Source organism: Brevibacterium casei CIP 102111 (assembly GCF_900169275.1).
GTDB classification, from domain to species: domain Bacteria; phylum Actinomycetota; class Actinomycetes; order Actinomycetales; family Brevibacteriaceae; genus Brevibacterium; species Brevibacterium casei.
This window is the reverse complement of sequence record NZ_FXZC01000001.1, coordinates 404371-423683: the sequence shown is the minus strand read 5'-3', so window position 1 is coordinate 423683 and position 19313 is coordinate 404371. Positions and strand designations below refer to the sequence as shown.

The following is a 19313-nucleotide window of genomic DNA, read 5'->3' as shown; positions in this document are numbered from 1 at the left end:
ACCTCGTCTCGTGATCAGCAGGCATAGCCGGCCCGGTAGAACTGGATGTCGCCCTGGACTTCGTTCGTCGCCGCGCCCGGCGAGCGCAGCCCGTAGTCCTTGGGGATGAAGAGGGGCACGGCCGGCATGTCCTCGAGGATGAGCGCCTCCGCCTGTGTGAACAGCTCGTTGCGCTTGGCCTCGTCCTGCTCGCCCCTGGCCTGTTCGAGGAGCTCATCGACCTTCGGATTCCTGTACTGGGTCGCCTGGTTGCCGTCACCGCCGGTCTGGTACTGGCTGAGGAACTGGTCGGGGCTCTTGTACGTCCACCCCCACAGACCGTAGACGGCACCTTCGAGCTTGCCGGTGTTGCGCTTCTCCGAGAGCTCAGTGGGCAGAACCGGGTCGAGCTTGACCTCGATGCCGAGGTTGTCCTGGATCTGACGGGCGATCGCCTGGATGAGCTGGTCGCTTCCACCGCTGGCATAGGAGATCTGCAGGGTGCCGGTGAATCCTGACTTCTCGAGCAGCTGCTTGGCCTTCGCAGGGTCGAAGGTGCACGATTCGCAGGCACCCTCCTGATAGGCCTCGAGGCTCGGCGACAGCAGCGAATCCGAGGGCATCCCCTGCCCTTTGAGCAGTGCGTCGACGGTCTTCTTGCGGTCGATCGACAGAGACACGGCCTTGCGGAAGTCGGGGTTCCTCAGCTCCTCGATGTATTCGGGGAACTGCAGGGAATCCTGTTTGCTTCCGGTCTGCACCTCGTAGATCGCGTCCTCGCCGACGTCGGTCTTCGCCTTCTCGACGATCTGCGGGGTGGAGTTGCGCATCATGTCGAGGTTGCCCGCCGTGAAGTCCGTGTAGGCGGCGTCGATGCCGGTGTAGATCTTCGCGACGAGGGACTCCGCTCCTCCGGAGAAGGCCTCTCCACCGGGGAACTCCTTCCACTTCTCAAGGTCGACCTGGACCCCGTGATCCCATGACGTGAACTTGTAGGGACCGTTGCCGATCGGGTTCTTCTCGTACTCTTCAGGGTTGTCGAACGCGGCCTGCGGCAGCGGACAGAGCGGGTTGGTCGACAGAAGCATCGGGAAGTCGGCGTTGGGGGCGTTGAGCGTGACTTCGATCGTCTTGTCGTCGGGAGCTCTCACTCCTGAGAGCTCCTTCGTCTTCGGTTCTCCCTCGGCGGGATTGAGATCGGAGTAGCCCTCGAAGGTGGTGAAGGAGCCGTTGCCCTGCCAGGCGTTCGGGCCGTAGGCGGTCTTGTTCCACGCATCGACGAACGAAGCGGACGTCACCGGGGTGCCGTCCTGGAAGGTCCACCCGTCCTTGAGCTTGATCGTCCAGTTCTTCGCATCCTTGGATTCGACGGACTCGGCGACGAGCGGTTCGTACTCCTGGTTCTCGACATTCATCTCCATGAGGTTCGCGCACAATGCCATGCCGATCTGCGAGCCCGGTTCCTTCTGGGGCAGAATCGATTTCGGCTCGGAGGTGTTGAACGACAGGCTTCCATCGCCCTCCGGGGTCGAGGATGAGGAGCCCGAGGAGCAGCCGGAGGCGAGGAGGACCGCCGAGGCGGCCAGGGCGGAAAGGGTGAGCAGGTGACGCTTCGTCTTCATTGACGTGTCCTTCGTTCCGTTCGTCGGTGAACTGCGGAGGTCGGACCGGGCGGTTCCGGTCAGCGTGATGGTGAGTACGGGGAATTCCAGGTATCCCGACTCCCCTGTGGCGGCTGTCACAGCCGCATGGTTAGTTAGTTTATCTATTGAAAAAACAAAGTCAACAGGCGCGGCGGGGAAAGATCGGTTCGCTGGCGGTGACGGTGAGCGGGCCGGTCAGGTCACCGGCGTCTCGGCTCGCGCACCTTCACCGTGGCTGCCGTCGCCGGTCTCCCACACCATCGTCGAGGCCAGGGTCTTCTGCCGGCTCGGGTTCTCGATCGAGGTCGCAGCACCGACGTAGGGTTCGATCGTCTGGAGCAGCTTCTGCGGGGTCGCGAGCACCATGTGGAAGCCGAATTCGAGGAAGACGTCGAGCGCCATCCGCGTGTACCGGGCATCGGCCTTGTCGAAGGCCTCGTCGAGGATGATCGTGCCGTACTTCGAGATCGCCTCGTCGGGGTCGGCGAGCTGGTAGCGCAGGGCGGCGGCGAGGCAGAAGATGACGAGCTTCTGCTGCTGTCCGCCGGACATCGCCGCTCCCGAGTCGTAAGTCGCGTGCGCGCGGCCGTGGTCGTCGATCTCCTCGGCGAGGAAGCTCACGTGCAGTCGGGTGTCGAGGCACTGGGTCCGCCATACCCGATCGACGTGCTCGCTCGAGGCGAAGCGGCGCATCACCTCGGCGAGGGTCGCGTACCTCTCTTCCGCAGTCTCGCTGTCGTCTTCGTTCCAGCCGCCGCCGACGATCCGGCGGAGGTCGGCGATGAAGGCGTTGACGGTCTCGCTGCGGCGGGTCTTGACCTTGAGCCGGAGGTAGCGGCCTTCGTCGAATCGGGAGCGCAGGAGGGAGGAGTTGATCGGGGCGACCCGGTCCTCGATCTCGTGCGAGGCGGCGTAGATCTCGTTGAGGAGCTCCCCGATGAGGTCGCGGGAGCGCTCGCGCAGGAGGTCGCGAAACCGGTTCTCGTGGTCGGGCAGACCGTGGGCTTCGATCTCGTCGAGCATGACGAGGTAGTCGTGGCGGTCAGCGACCTCGGCCGTGAGCTGGACGGCCACCGACGGCCAGGCCGCCTTGAACTCCGCGGCCAACCGGGTCACGGCCTGACCGGCCTCGCTCGCCGCCGCCTGCGCGCGGTCCTTCTCTGCCTGCAGGGTCTGGGACACCTGCTGGCCCGCCTCGGCGAGGGTCTCCCGGCCGATGCTGCCCTCGACCTTCCCGAAGCGGGCATCGAGGGCGTCGGCGAGGGCGGGGTCGACCTCGAGGATGCGGCCGGCGTCGATGTCCTCGGTGAGGCGGTCGATGTCGGCACGCAGGTCGCTGATCTGCTCGTTCGCCCGCCGCAGCGCATAGTCGGCGTCACGGGTCTGCGCCTCGGCGGACTCTTTGGCCGCACGGGCCCGACGTTCGGCGCCGATCGCCTGCTGGAGGTCGCCGTCGGCGGCCTCGAGGTCGCTCAGCTGCTTCTCGAGCGCCGTGATCGCCGCCTCGGCGCCGGCAGTGTCGATGTCACGCCACGACTGTTCGCGGATGCCGGCGAGGATGCCCTTGCGGCGGTTGGCCAGGGCGGTCTCCGCGGTCGCGGCGCGGACGATCTCCTCGGCTGCAGCCAGCTCCGTCTGCGCGTCGCGGAGGGAGTCGATGAGCGCGTCGAGCTTGGCGTCCCGGTTGCCGAGCACCCAGTTGCTGCGGTCGTCGATGCGGCGCCGGTCGTCCTTCTCGTATCGGGTGCGTGAGGACTTGATCTGACCGGCCAGGGTGACGGCGCGGGCGTAGTCGTCGAGGTCGTCCGGACGGTCGACGCAGGCGACGTCGAAGCGTTCGGACAGGGCCGAGCGGACCCATTCGCCGAATCCCGATTCGGCGACGTCGATCTTGTTGACCAGGGACTTCTCGCTGCTCGCGGGTCGCGGCTTGGGAGCCTTGGCCGGGATCTCCTCGAAGACGAGACGTCCCCTGACCCGGTGGGCGTCGACCCAGGAGCGGACGGCGCCGAGGTTCTCCTGCCGGACGAGGACGGTGAGCGCGAAGGGTCGGAGCACGCGTTCGATCGCTCCCGTCCACTGCGCGTGGGCGGGGTCGACTTCGATGAGCTCGGCGGCGAACGGCAGCGCCTTCTCGCTCAGGCCGGTGCCCTCGGCGAGTTCGCGGCGGATCTCGAGGAGGCTGCCGGGCACGGTCGACCCGGACTTCCGCAGCGAGTCGATCTCGGCCTCGAGGTCCCTGACCCGACGGCGTGCCGTCGAGAAGCGGTCGTGATCGGCGTGGCTGGGTCCGCTCTCGGAGTCGTCGTCGAGGGCGGCGGCGATCTGCTCCTGGAGTGCGGCGAACTCGGCCGCCGAGGTGGGTGCGTGGTCGATGCCCGCCTGTTCGAGTCGGCGTTCGAGGCCGGCCCAGCGGTCGGCGACGGCGCGCCGTTCGGTCTCGGCGGTGGCGATGCGCTGCTGGAGGTGCTCGGCTTCGGCGCCGCCGAGTTCGAGGGTGGCCCGGCGGGCGAGGTCGTAGTCGTCGACGGCGGTGTCGTAGTCGCGTTTGGCGCGATCGGCGGCAACCTCGAGTTCGACGAGGTCGCGGCTGCGGGCGCTCAGCTCGGTGCGCAGGACGTCGAGCTCGCGGCGCTTCTGGAACGGCAGGAGGGCGTCGTTGAGGGCGACGGCCTGGGCTTCGGCCTCGTGGGCCGAGTCGTAGCGTGTCGCGGCGTCGCGCAGCTGGAGGAGGTGGTCGCGTTGGCGACGGAGTTCGACGACGTGGTCGTGGGCGTCCTTGAGGTCACCGAATTCGCTCACCGCCGTGTCGGCGAGGGCGAAGGTGTTGGGGACCTCGAGCATGTGGTCGCGGAAGAGTCGGTCGAGGCTGTCGAGGCTCTTCGCCGACTGCGTCTTGTGGAGCAGCTGGAGGGCGGCATCGCTGGCCATGCCGAAGACCTTGCGCATCCGGGCGTAGAACTTCGCGTGCATGCCGTTCGAGGTGATGACCGCCTCGGGGTGATCGGCCTTGAGTCTGCGGGTCTCGAGTCCGGTGCGCGCGTACTGCTGGAGGTCGGCGAGGTCGAGGCCGGCGCGTTCGAGCAGGCACACGTCGGCGAGGTCGGCCGCGGTCGTGCTCGATCCCTTGAGGAAGAAGAGCCGGGCCAGGGTGAGCGGACGGTCGGAGCCGTTGTCGTAGCGCAGCACGATGCCGCTCCACGTGGCACGGGGCCGCAGGTACTTGCTCACCACTCGGTCCTCGTCGGAGTCCGCGGTCCGCGTCCAGGCCCCGCGGACGTAGCTGACGAGGCTGCGCTGGTCGACGCGGCTGCCGGCGGTCTGGGCGGCGACGTTGAAGCGCAGCCACTTGTCGGGGGTGAGGACGGCGGCGATGCCGTCGAGGAGGGAGGACTTCCCGGAGCCGGAGGGTCCAGTGATGAGATGGCCGCGGTGGGAGACGGGGATCCGGTGGATGTCGGAGTCGAAGGTGCCCCAGTTCGCGATCTGGATCTCCGAGAGCCGCCACTGGCTGCCGACGTCGGGCCGGTGCGCCCCGCGGGCGCGGGCCTGGTCGGCGATGAGGGCGGCGTCGAGCGGGAAGAGGGCCTCGGTCATGCGTCGACCTTTCCGTGGGCGACATTCGTGGCGGGGTCGCCGGTGCCTGCGTTCCGGGTGTCAGCGACCGCCTCGGCGGGGTCATCGGTATCTGTGTCGGCGGTGCCGGCCTCCCCGGTGCCGGCGATGCGTTCGTAGACGTCGATGAGCTCGCGGACGCGGTCCTCGTCGATGAGGAACCTCACCATCGGCGAGATCTCGAAGCGGTCGTCGCCGACCTTGTGGAGGACGCGCAGGCGGTTGCTCATCCGTCCCCACGCGCCGTTGAGGTTGCGCTGGAAGGTCGACTCGTCGCCGGTGCGGTAGATCGCGAGGCGCTCGTAGACCTCGTCGCGGTCGACGATGACCCGGCGTTCTCCGGGGGCGGCGAGGAGGAGCTGGCGCAGGACGAGGAGCATCGCGGTGTCGAGGAAGGTCAGGCGTTCGCTGCGCACGGCGGCCGGGACGTCGAGTTCGTCGGTGACGACCTTGCGGGTGAAGGCGAACTCGTCGACCTTGTCGATGACAAGGTCGAGGAAGAGCTCGTGGAGGCGGGAACGGACGAGGGCCTCGTCGGTGACGAGGGCGGACCACAGCTGCGGGCTCTGCGTGCCCGAGACGTAGGGGCCCTTGAGGAGTTCGAGGAGGACTCGGCGGGTGTTCTCACCGAGCGTTCCCGTGTCCCCGGTCCACAGTCCGTCGGGGCTGTCGGTCGCCTGCCGGTCGGCGTCGAGGCGGGTGTCGGGGGTGTCTGTCATAGTCGGATGCCTTCGGTGAAACGGTGGCGGCGGATGATGGCGTGGCGGTCGACGCCGTCGACGCCGGACCAGGTGATCCTCTCCCTGGCCTCGGGATCGACGGTGCCGTAGGTGCTCGCGAGCGAGAGAAGGCCGACGACGCTGGCCAGGCCCTGCGTGGCCGGGTAGGTCTCGAGCACCTCGGCGACGGTGACCGAGTCGGTCCCGGCGATGGCGCGGTTGATGTTGTCGGTGAGCTCGGCGAAGTCGATCTCGGACTCGCGGGCGATGGCGATGAGCTCGGCGAAGTCGACGTCGGCCTCCCCCGCCTCGGCGAGTTCGTCTCCGGCGTCGAACTCGGCGGGATCGTGGAGGATGACCTCGCCGAGGCTGCCGAGGGGAACGCTCGAGAGCTCGAGTTCGACGCCGACGTCGTCGTAGGGCCGCCGCACGGCGGCGACCGGGGCGGCGGTGGCGAGCGCGTCCTGGAGGAGGGAGCGCATGACGCGGTCGCGTTGGAATTCGTGGGAGTGGACGTAGCGACGCAGGCCGCGGGCGAATTCGGTGAGGATGTCGGAGACCTCGCGGGAGCCGTCCTTCATCTGCCGCATCAGGGTGCGCAGGGACCGGCGGGTCTCGGGGGTGAGGGCTGCGGAGAAGTCGCGGTCGAGGATCGCTGCGATGTCCTCGTCGAAGGCCGCTGCCTGCTCGGGGTCGCGGACGAGGGCGGAGAATGCGGCGAACGTCCGACCTTCGTCGGAGGATTCGATGAGGTCGACGCCGCGGAAGACCTCGTCGAGGACCTTCGACTGGGAGTCCTCGGCGGAGAGGATCGAGAGCCGCAGGTCCTGGTTGAGCTCTTCGAACCGGGCGCGCACGCGCGCGAAGTCGGCGGGCATGCCCTGGGCCTGCTGGAGGATGTCGGCGACGCGCTCGTTGGCGCGGCGCCGGTCGAGCACGATCGAGCGGGGGTCGCCGCGGCGGACGCGGGCGATCTCGGCGTCGATGCGGTCGCGTTCGGCGTGGAGCGCGGCGAGTCGGCGGGCGCTGTCGGGGTCGGTGTCGATCGCGAGCTGCCGCACCGCCTGGGCGAGGCTGACCAGCCGGGATTCGGTCGCCGTCTGCGGTGGGGTGCGCAGCTGTTCGAGCATCCGGATCGCATCGAAGCCCGCGGCGGAGAGCTCGTAGGTCTCCCCGCGCGCCGAGGTGGCCGGCCGCCGCACGAGGATGCCCGCGCGCCGCCAGTCGTCGCAGTAGGCCTTCGCGGTGCGGGTGCCGAGCGGGAAGTGGTCGCGCAGATCCTCGAGGTCGGAGTCGATGCTCTCATGGAGGTCCTCGGTGATCATACGCGTGCCCGGCCGGCCGAGGTGGGCATCGAGGGTCACTGCCATCACGGGAAGGTGGTCGGCCCGGAGCATGCGCAGAGTCTCATCGGACTCGAGCAGTCGCTTGTAGGCGAGTGCGGAACTCAGGGCAGACATGACCTCCATTGTCCGGGCCGCCGCGAATGCACGCCAATCCGGGGTCCCAGATCACAGGTCCCACATCTCAGTCCTGGTTTCGCCCTCCGAAGGTCATCGGATCGACCGGGCGGTCCCTGACCGGCAGCTTCGCCACCACCAGGCAATAGGACTCGAGGACGAGGTCGTGGAGAAGGTCGGCGTCGAAGTTCGACTCCGTCTCGCCCTGTTCGCTGGTCTCGCCCTGTTCGCCGGGATCGCCTCGTCCGGCGACGGTGATCCAATGCTTCTTGCTCATGTGGTATCCGGGTGCGATCTCCGCATAGGCGTCACGGAGGACCTCACCGTCGAGAGGGTCGATCTTGAGATTGATGCTCGGCACGCCCCGCAGCTCGTACTGCATCATGAACATCTTCCCCCGCACCTTGTATACGGCGTACTCGGGTCCGAACGGGTGGTCGACGACGACGGACGGGTACTGCATCGCCTGCTCGTGGGCGAGCCTGAGCACGGTGTCCGGATCCATGTGTGGATGCTAACAGCGGGGACTGACACAGCATCCCGATCTCCTCCGTCACCTCGCTAGACTCGGGGTCATGCCTGATACGCCACTCCATCTGCTCGTCGCCGCGCTCGGCGGAACCATCGCCTCGACCGCCGACGGCAGCGGTGGGGTCGCTCCGGCGCTCAGCGGAGCCGAGATCGCCGCAGCCGCTGGTCTCGACCGGATCTGGCCTGACCTCCAGGCCGACTTCACCCAGGTCGCCCAGGTCTCGAGTGCGAACGTCACCCTCGACATGCTCCACGATGTCGTCGACCTCGCGCGGCGGACCGACGCGGACGGCATCGTGCTCACCCAGGGCACGGACACCCTCGAGGAGTCGGCCTTCGCGCTCTCACTGCTCAATGACTCGGGCACGCCGATCGCCGTGACCGGAGCGATGCGCAATCCGACGCTGCCCGGCGCCGACGGCCCCGCCAACGTCCGCGCCGCCGCGCTCACCGCGCTCTCGCCGTCGGCTCGGCACCTGCCGGCCACCCTCGTCTTCAACGACGAGATCCACGATCCGCATCATGTCCGCAAGGCGCACGTGTCCTCGACGGCGGCCTTCTCCTCGGGTCCGGTGCTCGGCGCCATCGGGTGGATCAGTGAGGACGTCGTCCGTCTCCCCCACGCGCCGCACCCTCGCACGGCGGCCTCGCCGTTCGCAGGACTCCCCCGACCCGACGCGTTCGCGGCGGTCGCCCTCGCCGAGGTGGGACTGGGGGAACCGGCGGAGACGTTCGACCGCCTCGGTGAGGCAGGCTTCGCCGGCCTCGTCCTCGCCGGAGTCGGCGGCGGACACGTCCCCGAGGATCTTGTGCCCGCGGTCCTCCGCCTCGGCGAGCAGATGCCGGTCATCCTCGCCTCCCGACCTGGGTCGGGAGCGAGCCTGACCCGCACGTACGGTTACGTCGGCGGGGAGATCGGCCTGCTCGAGGGCGGGCTCATCCCGGCCGGGATCCTCGATGCGAGGAAGGCGCGGATCGCGCTGACCCTCGCGCTGAGTTACGGCCTCGACCCCGCCGAGGTGTTCGCCCGCTTCCGGTGAGACGGTTCAGTCGGAGAGCAGAGCCGCAATCGTCGACCTGAGCTGCGGAACGCGATCGTTGACGGCTGACCAAACGATCGCATAGTCGATCTCACCGTACTGATGAGCGATGACGTTTCTCATAGCGATGATCCGGTGGATGTCTGCGATCAATGCAGCCGTTTCGGGATCTGCACTGCGCACCCGATTGAGCGCCTCACCCAGCACTTCGAGCTGCCGCTCGACCGCAGACCGGATGAGCAGACTGTGCGTGAACTCGCTTTCATCGACGCCATCGACAAAACTGCCGATGGCATCGATCGCTTCGCGGGCATCCCACAGCCAGGCAGAGGTTTCACGCCGCATAGAGTTCCTGCGCGCCGCTCAGGGCTGATTCGCGGAAGTAGGGATTCTTCAGTGCTCGGCCGACCACCAGCTCCACCTCCCGGTCGAAGAGAGCTGAGAGATCTTCGAGCAGACCGAAATAATCATCGAACATGCTGTCACGCCCAGGAACGAAATCCACGATGAAGTCGAGGTCGCTCGACTCTGGATCGAACCGGTCGGAGACTGCGGAGCCGAAGACGCGCAATCGCTCGACTCCGCGAGCTGCGCAGATCCGCGCAATCGCGGCTTCGTCGAATCTGATTGCCGGTTCCATAGTCTCAGTCTCCCATTCGCGGCCGAACGAGTACACACCTCGATATCTCCGGCCGAATCCGGGCTCCCAACACAATGTCCACGCCGTTCGTCGAGATCGCAGCAGACAACCCGCCCCGTGTCCGGGACGGCTCCATAGCCGTCCCGGACCCCGTGACTAACGCTGGCTCTGCTCGCCGACGGCGACGACCATCTTCCCGAAGTTCCCGCCGGTGAGGAGTTCGTTGAAGTACTCCGGTGCACGATCGAGACCTGTGCGGATGTCCTCGCGGTAGCGAATCTTTCCTTCCTGGATCCACGAGCGCATGTCGGACAGGAACTGCTCGCCCAGGCGGTCGACGAACTCGCTCTGGATGAAGCCGCGCACCGTGAGCGACTGCCGCAGGATCGTCGACATGAGCAGTCCCGTGCGGTCGGGTCCGGGCGGCAGTTCGGTGAGGTTGTAGCTCGAGACGAGACCACACACGGGCACACGGGCGAACGTGTTGAGCAGCGGCAGGACCGCTTCGAAGACCTTACCGCCGACGTTCTCGAAGTAGACGTCGATGCCTTCGGGAACCGCCTCGGCGAGCTCCTGCCTGAAGTTCGGGGAGCGGTGGTCGAGGGCGACGTCGAACCCGAGCTCCTTGAGGTGGGCGACCTTGTCCGGCCCACCGGCGATGCCGACGGCCCGCGCCCCGACGATCTTCGCGATCTGCCCGACGACCGAGCCGACCGGACCGGTCGCCGCGGCGACGACGACGGTCTCACCCGGCTTGGGCATGCCGATCTCGAGCAGCCCTGCGTACGCGGTGAACCCCGGCATCCCGAGCACACCGAGCGCCGTGCTCACGGGCGCGATCTCCGGGTCGAGGCGGCGCAGCTGCGAGGCGTCCTCGATCGAGTACTCCTGCCACCCGCCGTAGCCGAGGACGATGTCACCGGGAGAGAACTCCGGAGATCGCGACTCGACGACCTCGGACACCGTCGCTCCGACCATCACCTCGCCGATCTCCGTCGGCCGCGCGTAGGACTTCGCGTCCGACATCCTCCCCCGCATGTACGGATCGAGGGAGAGGTAGAGGGTGCGCAGGAGAACCTGCCCCTCACCCGGGGATTCGACGGGGACCTCGTCGTGGAGGAAGTTCTCAGCCGTCGGCATCCCCACGGGACGCGAGTTGAGGCGGATACGGTGATTCGTGGCCATAGCGATGTCCTCTCAGCGGTGGTCCGGTCTTACGTAACAACCCGCGGGAATGCGTCGATGTTCCCGCTGACCTGGAGAAATTGTGTCCGCCGAGGTGGTCGGGCCGAGCCGCGGCTTCTCCCCCGTTCCGGACCGCGGCTTCTCCCCCGGTTCGAACCCGGCGAGGTCGCGGGCGACGCCGGCCCACCGGGGATCGAACGCCCATCGGTGGTCCTCGAGCCGGTCAAGGACGAGGCTGCCGTTGCCGCGGACGATGTCCGACCATTCGGGCGGCCAGTAGCCGTACTGCGCGGCCGCGGCGATCTCGTGGACGTCCTTGAAGACGGCTCCGCGCGCATTGAGACGGCCACCGGGGAGGTGCAGCGGCTCCTCGGCGACGGGGAAGGTGATGTCGAGGATGAGATCGCTGGTGAACACCGCCTCGGCGGTGCGCAGGTGGGTGCTCTCGAGGTTGATGTACCACTCGATCCGGACGGGATCGGCGGACGGGTCGGCCGCCTCGGCGGGTTTGACGAGCACCCACACGGAGAACGGGACGTTCGGCGGGGCGAGCTTGAGGACCCCGTGCCCCTGCCAGCGGGTGGGCACCATGGTCCGGCGGGGTGCCTCGGCGGGTGGGCGGAAGCGGACGTCGAGGGGGACGTCGTGGGCGTTGAAGCCCTCCCATCCGACGATCCGGGTGTCGGTGACCTCGGTGCCCCCGGGCATCCACAGAGCCGCGCCGTCGGGTCCGTCCTCGATGACCCGCATCGGCCGGAGCACCTCGATATGGTCGCGATCGAAGTCGAAGCGCCTGTACGTCCAGGTCACGGCCTGACCCGGCGTCCAGAACGGGGGCTGACCGAGAGACCGCGCCTGCGACGGGACGGCGAGCGCGAACGGGTCGGTGTACTCCATTCCCGCAGTCTAAGGCGGGTGTTTGGACGCAGCCTGTGGGACGGATCCGCGTCGCTGCCCGGCTGTGTCCGTACCGGGACGTAGGGTGGGACCATGATCGCTCCTCCCCGCACCGATGCGGAGATCCCGGGGTATGTCGAGGCGCTCGATCTGCCGGGGCTGGCCGACATCCATGTCCATTTCCTCCCGCAGAATGTGCTCGACAAGGTCTGGTCCTACTTCGACGACGCCGAGGCGCATTACGGTCGACCGTGGCCGATCCACTACCGTCACGACACCGACACCCGGCTGCGGATCCTCCGCGACTGGGGCCTCCACCGGATCCCGGCACTCACCTACCCCCACCGACCGGGTATGGCCGCGTGGCTCAACGACTGGAACAGGGAGTTCGCCGCAGCCCACCCGGACGTCGTCCACTGCGGAACGCTCTACGCCGAACCGGAGTCCGCCGAGTACGTGCCCGCAGCCCTCGAGGCCGGGGCACGGCTGTTCAAGGTCCACGTGCAGGTCGGCGGCTTCGCTCCTGATGACCGTGTCCTCGATCCCGCGTGGGCGGCGCTGTCGGAGGCGCAGGTGCCGATCGTCATCCACGCCGGTTCGAAGCCGCTGCCCGGCGAGTTCACCGGCCCCGAGGCGGTGGCACGGGTGCTCGAACGCTTTCCCGCCCTCAACTTCGTCATCGCCCACATGGGCATGCCCGAGTACGACGCGTTCGCCGATCTCGCCGAGGCCCACAGCGGGGTCCACCTCGATACGACGATGTACGTCTCCGGGTTCTTCAACCACCCCGCCGAGGTGGCCCCCGCCTTCCGTGAGCGACTCCTGGCGCTCCAGGACAAGGTCGTCCTCGGCTCGGACTTCCCGAACATCCCCTACCCGTACGCCGATCAGCTCTCGGGGCTCGCCGGCCTCGACCTCGGCGACGACTGGATGCGCGCGGTGCTCTGGGAGAACGGGGCCAGGCTGCTCGGGCTCGAGGAGGACGAGGAGGTGGTCGCTGGCGACGACGCGAGAACTGAAGAGTGAGCCTGGTCAGACGGGCTGGTGTCGTCGTCTCAGCCGATGTCCGATCGGGGGATGCGCTCCGCCCCGACGACACCATCGAGCAGCGCCGGGTCGATCGGCCTGCCGCGCTTGATCACACTGATCTGGCCGGTGGGTTCGAGGATGACGCACGCGACCTCGGAGAGCTCTCGGATGCCTGCCATCCGCAGCTTCGAGACCACTTCGACGCGATCGACATGGGCGCGGGCCATGTTGTCGGTGAGAAACTCCTCTCCCGCCATGAGGACGATCGCGGGACTGTTGACGATGCCCTCGATGCGGGCGCTCCGCCGCGCCTGCCCGGTCACCGCCTGGAGGATGAGCAGCGTCCCGACGGCGAGGACACCGGCGACGAGAGTGGGGGTGTCGCCGAGGATCGCCCGTCCCACGACGGCTCCGAGGGCGATGATCGCGGCCAGGTCGAAGCTCGAGAGACTCGCCAGGGCGCGTTGCCCGAAGAGACGGACGACGATGATGATGCCGAAGTAGAAGACGACGCAGGAGACGACGACGCGCAGGGCGTCGACACCGTCGAGTCCGTATTCGTGCCATTCCATGCAGGCCACCTCCCGACCGCATCCTACTCGGCGGGAGGCGGAGATCCCGCGCCCCTCACCCGCCGATTCCGGCTGGAGACGCCTCTCCTGCTCTAGGGTGAGAAGAGAGCAGACCGGACAACAGCCCTTGTCGGCCACGGTCGATGTGCGGAAGCAGGATGGTATGAGACTGACGAAGGACCCGACGCCCGAGAAGGTGCTGGCGGGGCTGCAGGCGCAGATCGAGCGCTCCTCGCAGTTCGCCTCGACGATCGATCCGGTGGCGGCTCTGCAGACCTACGAGCGCCTCATCCGACTGCTCCAGCCGCGCCTGCCAGAACTGCGCCGCAGTGTCGGACTGCCCGCCGACCCGCCGATCTTCGCAGCCGCCCGCGCTCGCACCTCCGCACGGCGTCGGTACCGCGGAATGCCGGTGCCCTCCGACCGTGTGTTCACCTACTGGAACACTCCGATCGACACGGCCCCACCGCTCGTCCAGGCGTGCCTGGCGAACATCAGGGAATCGTATCCCGCGCTGCGTGTGCTCGACGGAGAATCGGTCCGTGAACTCATCGACGTTCCCGACCGGATCGCTGCGGTCCTCGAGGACTCGCGCCCGGCCCACTTCTCCGACTACGTCCGCACCCGCATTCTCGAAGAGCATGGAGGCGTCTGGTTCGACGCCACGGCATGGGTCGGACACAACTTCGACGATGACCTGCAGCGCCGCTATCTCCGTGCGGGAACGATCTTCCCCCGGTGGACGAAGCTGTCCATCGCGAACTGGTTCATCGCCTCGCAGAAGGAGTCGGTTCTGCTGGGCCTGCAGAGGCGCGCTCTCGATGAGTGGTGGACCCACTTCGACGACCTGCCCGACTACTTCCTCTACCACCGGATCTTCGAAGTCCTCCAGGTGCTCGTGCCCGAAGCCCGCGGCCAGTGGAACGCAGCACCGGTGCTCTCGGCCACCTCGGCGCATCTGCTCCAGCTGGCGATGATGCAGCCCTGGCGACCGGGTACGCTCACCGACATCGCCGCCGTCGCACCTCTGCAGAAGCTCAGCTACAAGTACGGCACTGTTCCCGACGGCTCTGTCCTCGGGCACCTCATCGGTCCGTACGTCTGAATCACCTCACCGGGTGCGAAGCCATTCGTCGACTGTGACGGTCGAGAGCCTCGGCGACTCGGGGATGAGGCCGTCGTCCGCCGTCGGTCCGGGAATCGGCACGGGCACGACCTTGCGGGCCCGCGTCCGTCCCCGACGCCTCACGCCGGAGCCCTGGGTCCGTTCTCCGGTGCGGCCCGCCTCCGCTTCGGCGACGACTCGGGCGATCGCGGCGAGGTCGCTGATCTCGGGGCCGGCGACCTCGACGGTGCCGCGCTCTCCGGCTTCGATCGCCTCTGCCATCATCCGGGCTGCTTCGTCGGCGGCGAGGGCGCGCACCCGCATCTTCGGGGCGAAGACGACCGGGCCGACGGACACCGATGCCGTCGCGGCGAGTTCGTACCATTGGGTCGAGCGGAACATGAGGAGCTGGTCGGCGGGCACGAGCCTGCGGTAGACCCGCTCCTGCATGTTCTTGCCCTGGTAGTAGCCGAAGAGTGCGGATCCGGCGACCGCGGGTTTGAAGGCGATCGACAGGCATACCATCGCCGCACCGGGATTCTCCGCCGCGGCCAACGCGATCGAGCGCGCACTGCGGGAGAAGAAGTCGAGCGCCCGGTGCCGGTTGTTCGTCAGGAGGTTGACGCAGTCGACGAGGACATCGCTGCCGACCGCCGCCTCTGTGACCCCGTCGCCGGTGTACGTGTCGACGCCGATCCCGCGGTGGGCGGCGATCACGGAATGCCCCATCGCCCGCAGCCGGGTGACGAGTCGGCTGCCGAAGGTTCCCGTAGCTCCGTAGACCGTGACCTGCATTGTCTTCCCTTCGGTGGCCCGGCGAGCAGGGCGCGGCGGATGTCGCACCGTGCGCTGCGGTCGTCGAGCCGAAAACGGTGGCCCGCCGCGCCGCTCAGTCAGTTCTGGTCGATCGTGATCGCGCCCGTGTCCGCGGTGACGGAGACAGGGATGACCGCTTTGCCTTCGGCGTCCTTCGGATCCTTCGACGCGTCGTACTTCTCGAGGTCCTTCGCGAGGTCGACGCTGCCCTGGTTCGATGTCGCGTTGATCCGGTAGAAGAGGTCCTTGACCTCGGCACCGTCATCGGCGGAACCGTCACGCCCGTCGTCGGGGCCGGCCGCCTCGGCGCTCATATGCTCTTTGACGAGGTCGAGGCGGGGCAGACGGAGATCGATCTTGCCTTCGTCGGCCTTGACCGTGATTCCCGAGGTCGGGACCATCTCATTGGAGAAGTCGAGGTCGATCGACCCCGTCGAGGTCGTCGCGTCGACGCGGTCGCGGACCTTGAGGTCGGTGCCTTCGAGGGTGCCGACGTCGGACTTCGCCTCGATCGATCCGAAGCTGCCCTTGAACCGGGTCTGACCCCAGTCGGTCGTCGTCTGCACCTTCTCGAAGTCGCCCTCGAGCGAGACCGACCCGGCGTCGGTGTCGGCCTTGACGTCATTGAACTCCCCCCGGACGTCGACTTCGCCGAGGCCGCCGGCGAACGTGAGGTTGGTGTCCTTCGACGTCGCCTTGGGGATGGCGACGTCGATGCGGGCGTTCTCGAAGACCTTCCTGTCGTCGACGGTGACCACCGATTCGCCGTTGGTCTCCTCGACACGCAGTTTCGGGACGTCATCGCGCGGACCCACCCCGGTCATCGTCACCGTCGCCGTGTCCGCATCGGTCGTCCTCACCGTGATCGAGGCTCCCGTGTCGAGGGAGAAGCGGACGTCTCTCGCCGAGGCGGCCAGCTGCTCACTCGACTCGACCTTCGTGTAGTCGAGCCGGGAGGCACCGTGGGCGACGCTGATCGCGATCGGAATGAGCAGGACGATCGCTGCGGCGATGACGAGGACGGCGCGCAGTCCGGTGCGGGCCGACTGGTTGACGAGGACGGTGGCAGGCATTCTATGCTCCGAGGAATGTGAGGACTGCGAGGACACGACGGTTGTCCGAGGTGTCCGCCGTGAGTCCGAACTTGGTGAAGATCGAGCTGATGTGCTTCTCGACGGCTCCGGCGCTGAGGAAGAGGGTGCCGGCGATCGCGGCGTTCGACTTGCCCTCGGCCATGAGCTGGAGGACCTCGAGCTCACGGGGGCTGAGCGTTGAGAGCCCGTCGGTCTTGCGGGTGCGCACGAGGATCTGGGAGACGACCTCGGGGTCGAGGACGGTGCCGCCCTTGGCGACCTCGTCGACGGCGGAGAGGAAGTCCTCGACATCGGCGACGCGGTCCTTGAGCAGGTAGCCGAACCCGCCGGTGTTCTCGGCGATGAGTTCGGAGGCGTACTGCTCCTCGACGTACTGGCTGAAGACGAGGACCTTGACGTCCGGGTTCTGCTTGCGGATGAGGACCGCGGCGCGGATGCCCTCGTCGGTGAACGTCGGCGGCATGCGCACGTCGATGACGGCGAGGTCTGGGGGCATCGTATTCACGGTCGCCAGCAGCTCATTGGCATCGGGCACGGCCGCGATGACCTCATGTCCGGCGTCGACGAGGAGTCGTTCGAGTCCGGCCCTGAGGATGGCTGAGTCTTCGGCGATCACGATGCGCATGGCACCTCCACAACGATGGTAGTCGGCCCACCTGCGGGGCTGGTCAGGTTCAGTGTCCCACGGGCGGCCTCGACCCGGTCGACGAGACCGGCGATGCCGGTGTGCCGACCCGACCGGTCGATCCGGGCCCCGCCGTGACCGTTGTCGGTGACGACGATCTCGACTCCCGCCTCGGTGGGGGCGATGACGACCTTGGCCTGGGTGGCACCGGAGTGCTTGGCGATGTTCGTCAGGCACTCGGCGACGACGAAGTAGGCGACGGCTTCGGCTTCGCGTTCGATCCGACCGCCGAGGCGGACGTCGACCTCGACGGGGATCGGTGAGCGGCCGGCGAGCGCGGAGACCGCAGCGTCGAGACCGCGGTCGGTGAGAACGGCGGGATGGATTCCGCGGGCGAGCTGGCGGAGTTCGTTGACGATGCCCTTCGCCTCGGCGTGGGCTTCGGCGACGAGCTCTTTGGCACGTTCCGGGTCGGAGTCGATCTTCGACTTCGCCAGGCCCAGGGTCATCGTCAGGGCGACGAGGCGGGGCTGGGCGCCGTCGTGGAGGTCGCGTTCGATGCGCAGACGCTCAGCGGCGGCCGCATCGATCCCGGCCATGCGGGCGCGGTCGAGCTCGGAGACCTCGGCCTGGAGGGCGGCGGTGCGGGCCGGCGGCAGAAGGCTGCGGTCGAGCGCACGGTCGAGGTACGGGGCGAACCAGAGGATGGCGAGCGAGCTGGCGAGGATGATGAGCGAGCCGATCGCAACGCCGACCCGGCCGAGGCCGCTCTCACCGCCGCCGAAGAAGAGGCCGGGGATCCCGTCGGGGTTGATCGCCGAGAAGACTCCGAGGATGCCGCCGCAGATGCCGGTGATCGTGCCGCCGACGACGGCGAGGCCGAGGAGCATCTTGACGTAGTGGTGGGCGGTCGAGCGCCAGAACGAGCCCGAGGACACGAGCAGCCACCGGTTGTGGAGGAAGCGGGCGAACCCGGATTCGCGGGTGCTGCGCGGGACCGTCGGCACCGGGATTCTGTCGTCGTAGACGAGTTCGGCGCGGTAGCGTTCGAAGACGTTGGCGACCTGCTGGACGAGCACCCAGAGGATGAGCGCGAGGACGCCGAGGCCGAGGGCGAAGATGCCGCCGATGCCGGTGATGAGGAGGCCGACGGGGATCCACGCCCAGAGGATGGCCATGACCGCGGAGAGGAAGAGGTTCGCGACGCCGACAACGCCGACCGGCCGCTTCGGCCAGTCGATCGGGCCCTCCGGAGGGATGTCGGTGACATCGGTACGGGTCAGCGGCATGGGTCCGGTGACCGGGACCATGACGAGGTCGTTCGGTCGGGGCTTCTTCCGCCGAGGCGGTCGCGGCGGTTGGAGCCGGACCTGCCCCGGGTGCGGGCCGGGGAAGGGGGCCGCGTAGGGTCCGGGGTCCGAGGCGCGGCGGGGTCCGCGGTTGGGGCCGGAATGGGGCCCGCGCTGGCCCGGATGCTCACCGCGCGGGGCGTTGTCGTACTGCGTGAACCGCGACCCAGGCCGGCCGGCGTCAGGACGCGCGTGCTCGACGCGCGGAGGCATCGGCCGGGCGGGCATCGGATGTGTCGGCATCGGCTGTGCGGGTTCGACAGGGTGGTGCCCTGCGCTGATGTAGGTCTGCGCGGGCGTCCCGTAGACCTGGGTGGGTTCAGCGCCAGAGGCGAGGTCGGCTGAGTCGGTCCCTGCCGCACTGCCGGCGCCCATGGTTTCGCCGGTGCTGACATCGTTGCCGAGGCCGGCGCTGCCGCCGAACACCTGGGTCTGCGGATACTGAGCAGTCGGCCCGGTGCCATCGACGGAGGATCGCGACGGACCGTAGGCCTGAGTGTGAGGGTACTCCCGAGTCGGTGACTCAGCGCTGTCCGCGGAACCGTCGGCCGCCTCGGCGGGGTGGGTCCAACCGGGCCGCGGGGTGGTGAAGGGAACCTCGAGGTCGAGCGGGGTGGTGCGGAACTGCCCGGCTTCGGTGGCCTGTGGCGCACTGTCGCCGTGGGGGTGCTGAGCTTCTGCAGGCGTGGAGCCGGTCGACTCCGGTTCCTGCGGATGCTCGGGGGTCTTTTCACTCATACCGAATACGCTACGCGGGCGGGTGTCCGGGCGACAGCACGTTGACCGCCGCGACCGAGTCGGGTTTTCCCCCGGGCTGGAGCGCTTCCGCTCCTTGGGCCTTCGTTCCGCGCCACCCCTTACGGCGTCTCCTGGGCGAAATGGGCAGAGAATCGACGCGATTTCCTGTCCAGATCGACCTGAAGTCGAGCGCGTTCAGGCCGCCTCACACTCTCCACTCCGAATGACCCCTGGAACATCACGCCCTCCCTGGAGCGCCACTTCGCCGCCGGAGCG

Annotated in this window: 17 protein-coding genes; 3 read left to right on the top strand and 14 right to left on the bottom strand. The window is 68.1% G+C overall.

All coding sequences use genetic code 11. The annotated features are described in order from the left end of the window. Positions 1 to 14: 14 nt before the first annotated feature. The 5 genes from BC102111_RS01860 to BC102111_RS01840 all read right to left on the bottom strand — a co-directional run bounded on the left by BC102111_RS01860 (position 15) and on the right by BC102111_RS01840 (position 7921). Positions 15 to 1601 carry a peptide ABC transporter substrate-binding protein gene (locus tag BC102111_RS01860; RefSeq protein ID WP_101623447.1) on the bottom strand — a complete coding sequence of 529 codons (1587 nt, stop codon included), beginning with the start codon at positions 1599 to 1601 and terminating at the stop codon, positions 15 to 17. Between the two features lie 216 nt (positions 1602 to 1817). After that, on the bottom strand, positions 1818 to 5219 hold the full coding sequence (locus BC102111_RS01855) for an ATP-binding protein (protein ID WP_009378871.1): 3402 nt from the start codon (positions 5217 to 5219) through the stop codon (positions 1818 to 1820). After that, positions 5216 to 5956, bottom strand: a complete 741-nt coding sequence (locus BC102111_RS01850; protein WP_009378870.1) for a DUF4194 domain-containing protein — start codon at positions 5954 to 5956, stop codon at positions 5216 to 5218. Before BC102111_RS01850 ends, BC102111_RS01855 begins: the two co-directional genes overlap by 4 nt. Then, the gene (locus BC102111_RS01845) at positions 5953 to 7416 is read right to left on the bottom strand and encodes a DUF3375 domain-containing protein (protein ID WP_009378868.1); all 1464 of its coding nucleotides are present in this window, start codon (positions 7414 to 7416) and stop codon (positions 5953 to 5955) included. The genes BC102111_RS01850 and BC102111_RS01845 overlap by 4 nt, the downstream gene beginning before the upstream one ends. 67 nt (positions 7417 to 7483) lie before the next feature. Next, the gene (locus BC102111_RS01840; RefSeq protein ID WP_009378865.1) at positions 7484 to 7921 is read right to left on the bottom strand and encodes an MmcQ/YjbR family DNA-binding protein; all 438 of its coding nucleotides are present in this window, start codon (positions 7919 to 7921) and stop codon (positions 7484 to 7486) included. A 70-nt stretch (positions 7922 to 7991) separates the two neighbouring features. Between BC102111_RS01840 and BC102111_RS01835 the strand changes: the two genes are divergently transcribed. Then, positions 7992 to 8987: an asparaginase domain-containing protein gene (locus BC102111_RS01835; RefSeq protein ID WP_009378864.1), complete on the top strand. Its 996-nt coding sequence runs from the start codon at positions 7992 to 7994 to the stop codon at positions 8985 to 8987. Positions 8988 to 8993: 6 nt separating this feature from the next. Here the strand turns inward: BC102111_RS01835 and BC102111_RS01830 are convergent, their stop codons facing one another. The 4 genes from BC102111_RS01830 to BC102111_RS01815 form a co-directional block, all read right to left on the bottom strand. Beyond that, positions 8994 to 9332: a HepT-like ribonuclease domain-containing protein gene (locus BC102111_RS01830; RefSeq protein ID WP_009378863.1), complete on the bottom strand. Its 339-nt coding sequence runs from the start codon at positions 9330 to 9332 to the stop codon at positions 8994 to 8996. Further along, a complete protein-coding gene (locus BC102111_RS01825) occupies positions 9322 to 9627 on the bottom strand; it encodes a nucleotidyltransferase family protein (RefSeq protein WP_040341888.1) in 306 nt (101 codons plus the stop codon). Before BC102111_RS01825 ends, BC102111_RS01830 begins: the two co-directional genes overlap by 11 nt. Before the next feature lie 156 nt (positions 9628 to 9783). Continuing rightward, positions 9784 to 10812 (bottom strand): NADPH-dependent curcumin/dihydrocurcumin reductase, encoded by a 1029-nt coding sequence (gene curA / locus BC102111_RS01820; protein WP_101623446.1) that lies wholly within the window; start codon positions 10810 to 10812, stop codon positions 9784 to 9786. A 12-nt stretch (positions 10813 to 10824) separates the two neighbouring features. Next, the gene (locus BC102111_RS01815; protein WP_063249665.1) at positions 10825 to 11709 is read right to left on the bottom strand and encodes a ribonuclease FAU-1 family protein; all 885 of its coding nucleotides are present in this window, start codon (positions 11707 to 11709) and stop codon (positions 10825 to 10827) included. 93 nt (positions 11710 to 11802) lie between these two features. Here BC102111_RS01815 and BC102111_RS01810 point away from each other — a divergent pair, with 93 nt between their 5' ends. Continuing rightward, complete coding sequence (locus BC102111_RS01810) at positions 11803 to 12735, top strand: amidohydrolase family protein (protein ID WP_063249664.1); 933 nt, start codon at positions 11803 to 11805, stop codon at positions 12733 to 12735. A gap of 29 nt (positions 12736 to 12764) precedes the next feature. Here the strand turns inward: BC102111_RS01810 and BC102111_RS01805 are convergent, their stop codons facing one another. Further along, positions 12765 to 13310, bottom strand: coding sequence for a DUF421 domain-containing protein (locus BC102111_RS01805; protein ID WP_063249663.1), 546 nt, complete (start codon positions 13308 to 13310; stop codon positions 12765 to 12767). A gap of 163 nt (positions 13311 to 13473) precedes the next feature. Between BC102111_RS01805 and BC102111_RS01800 the strand changes: the two genes are divergently transcribed. Further along, positions 13474 to 14415 carry a capsular polysaccharide synthesis protein gene (locus BC102111_RS01800; protein ID WP_063249661.1) on the top strand — a complete coding sequence of 314 codons (942 nt, stop codon included), beginning with the start codon at positions 13474 to 13476 and terminating at the stop codon, positions 14413 to 14415. Positions 14416 to 14421: 6 nt separating this feature from the next. Here BC102111_RS01800 and BC102111_RS01795 read toward each other — a convergent pair whose 3' ends face one another. From BC102111_RS01795 to BC102111_RS01780, 4 genes are all read right to left on the bottom strand, one after another. Further along, positions 14422 to 15210, bottom strand: coding sequence for an SDR family oxidoreductase (locus BC102111_RS01795; protein ID WP_101623445.1), 789 nt, complete (start codon positions 15208 to 15210; stop codon positions 14422 to 14424). Between the two features lie 98 nt (positions 15211 to 15308). Further along, entirely contained in the window at positions 15309 to 16304 is a 996-nt protein-coding gene (locus BC102111_RS01790) for a DUF4097 family beta strand repeat-containing protein (protein WP_101623444.1), read from the bottom strand. Between the two features lies 1 nt (position 16305). After that, positions 16306 to 16950 carry a response regulator transcription factor gene (locus BC102111_RS01785; protein ID WP_009378844.1) on the bottom strand — a complete coding sequence of 215 codons (645 nt, stop codon included), beginning with the start codon at positions 16948 to 16950 and terminating at the stop codon, positions 16306 to 16308. Continuing rightward, complete coding sequence (locus BC102111_RS01780) at positions 16938 to 19037, bottom strand: sensor histidine kinase (protein ID WP_101623443.1); 2100 nt, start codon at positions 19035 to 19037, stop codon at positions 16938 to 16940. The genes BC102111_RS01785 and BC102111_RS01780 overlap by 13 nt, the downstream gene beginning before the upstream one ends. Positions 19038 to 19313: the final 276 nt, after the last annotated feature.

Coding starts and splice junctions, on each gene's coding strand:
- curA (WP_101623446.1), bottom strand. CDS start 10,812: ATGGCCACGAATCACCGTATCCGCCTCAACTCGCGTCCCGTGGGGATG.
- BC102111_RS01860 (WP_101623447.1), bottom strand. CDS start 1,601: ATGAAGACGAAGCGTCACCTGCTCACCCTTTCCGCCCTGGCCGCCTCG.
- BC102111_RS01785 (WP_009378844.1), bottom strand. CDS start 16,950: ATGCGCATCGTGATCGCCGAAGACTCAGCCATCCTCAGGGCCGGACTC.
- BC102111_RS01840 (WP_009378865.1), bottom strand. CDS start 7,921: ATGGATCCGGACACCGTGCTCAGGCTCGCCCACGAGCAGGCGATGCAG.
- BC102111_RS01805 (WP_063249663.1), bottom strand. CDS start 13,310: ATGGAATGGCACGAATACGGACTCGACGGTGTCGACGCCCTGCGCGTC.
- BC102111_RS01790 (WP_101623444.1), bottom strand. CDS start 16,304: ATGCCTGCCACCGTCCTCGTCAACCAGTCGGCCCGCACCGGACTGCGC.
- BC102111_RS01850 (WP_009378870.1), bottom strand. CDS start 5,956: ATGACAGACACCCCCGACACCCGCCTCGACGCCGACCGGCAGGCGACC.
- BC102111_RS01855 (WP_009378871.1), bottom strand. CDS start 5,219: ATGACCGAGGCCCTCTTCCCGCTCGACGCCGCCCTCATCGCCGACCAG.
- BC102111_RS01810 (WP_063249664.1), top strand. CDS start 11,803: ATGATCGCTCCTCCCCGCACCGATGCGGAGATCCCGGGGTATGTCGAG.
- BC102111_RS01845 (WP_009378868.1), bottom strand. CDS start 7,416: ATGTCTGCCCTGAGTTCCGCACTCGCCTACAAGCGACTGCTCGAGTCC.
- BC102111_RS01830 (WP_009378863.1), bottom strand. CDS start 9,332: ATGCGGCGTGAAACCTCTGCCTGGCTGTGGGATGCCCGCGAAGCGATC.
- BC102111_RS01815 (WP_063249665.1), bottom strand. CDS start 11,709: ATGGAGTACACCGACCCGTTCGCGCTCGCCGTCCCGTCGCAGGCGCGG.
- BC102111_RS01795 (WP_101623445.1), bottom strand. CDS start 15,210: ATGCAGGTCACGGTCTACGGAGCTACGGGAACCTTCGGCAGCCGACTC.
- BC102111_RS01780 (WP_101623443.1), bottom strand. CDS start 19,037: ATGAGTGAAAAGACCCCCGAGCATCCGCAGGAACCGGAGTCGACCGGC.
- BC102111_RS01825 (WP_040341888.1), bottom strand. CDS start 9,627: ATGGAACCGGCAATCAGATTCGACGAAGCCGCGATTGCGCGGATCTGC.
- BC102111_RS01835 (WP_009378864.1), top strand. CDS start 7,992: ATGCCTGATACGCCACTCCATCTGCTCGTCGCCGCGCTCGGCGGAACC.
- BC102111_RS01800 (WP_063249661.1), top strand. CDS start 13,474: ATGAGACTGACGAAGGACCCGACGCCCGAGAAGGTGCTGGCGGGGCTG.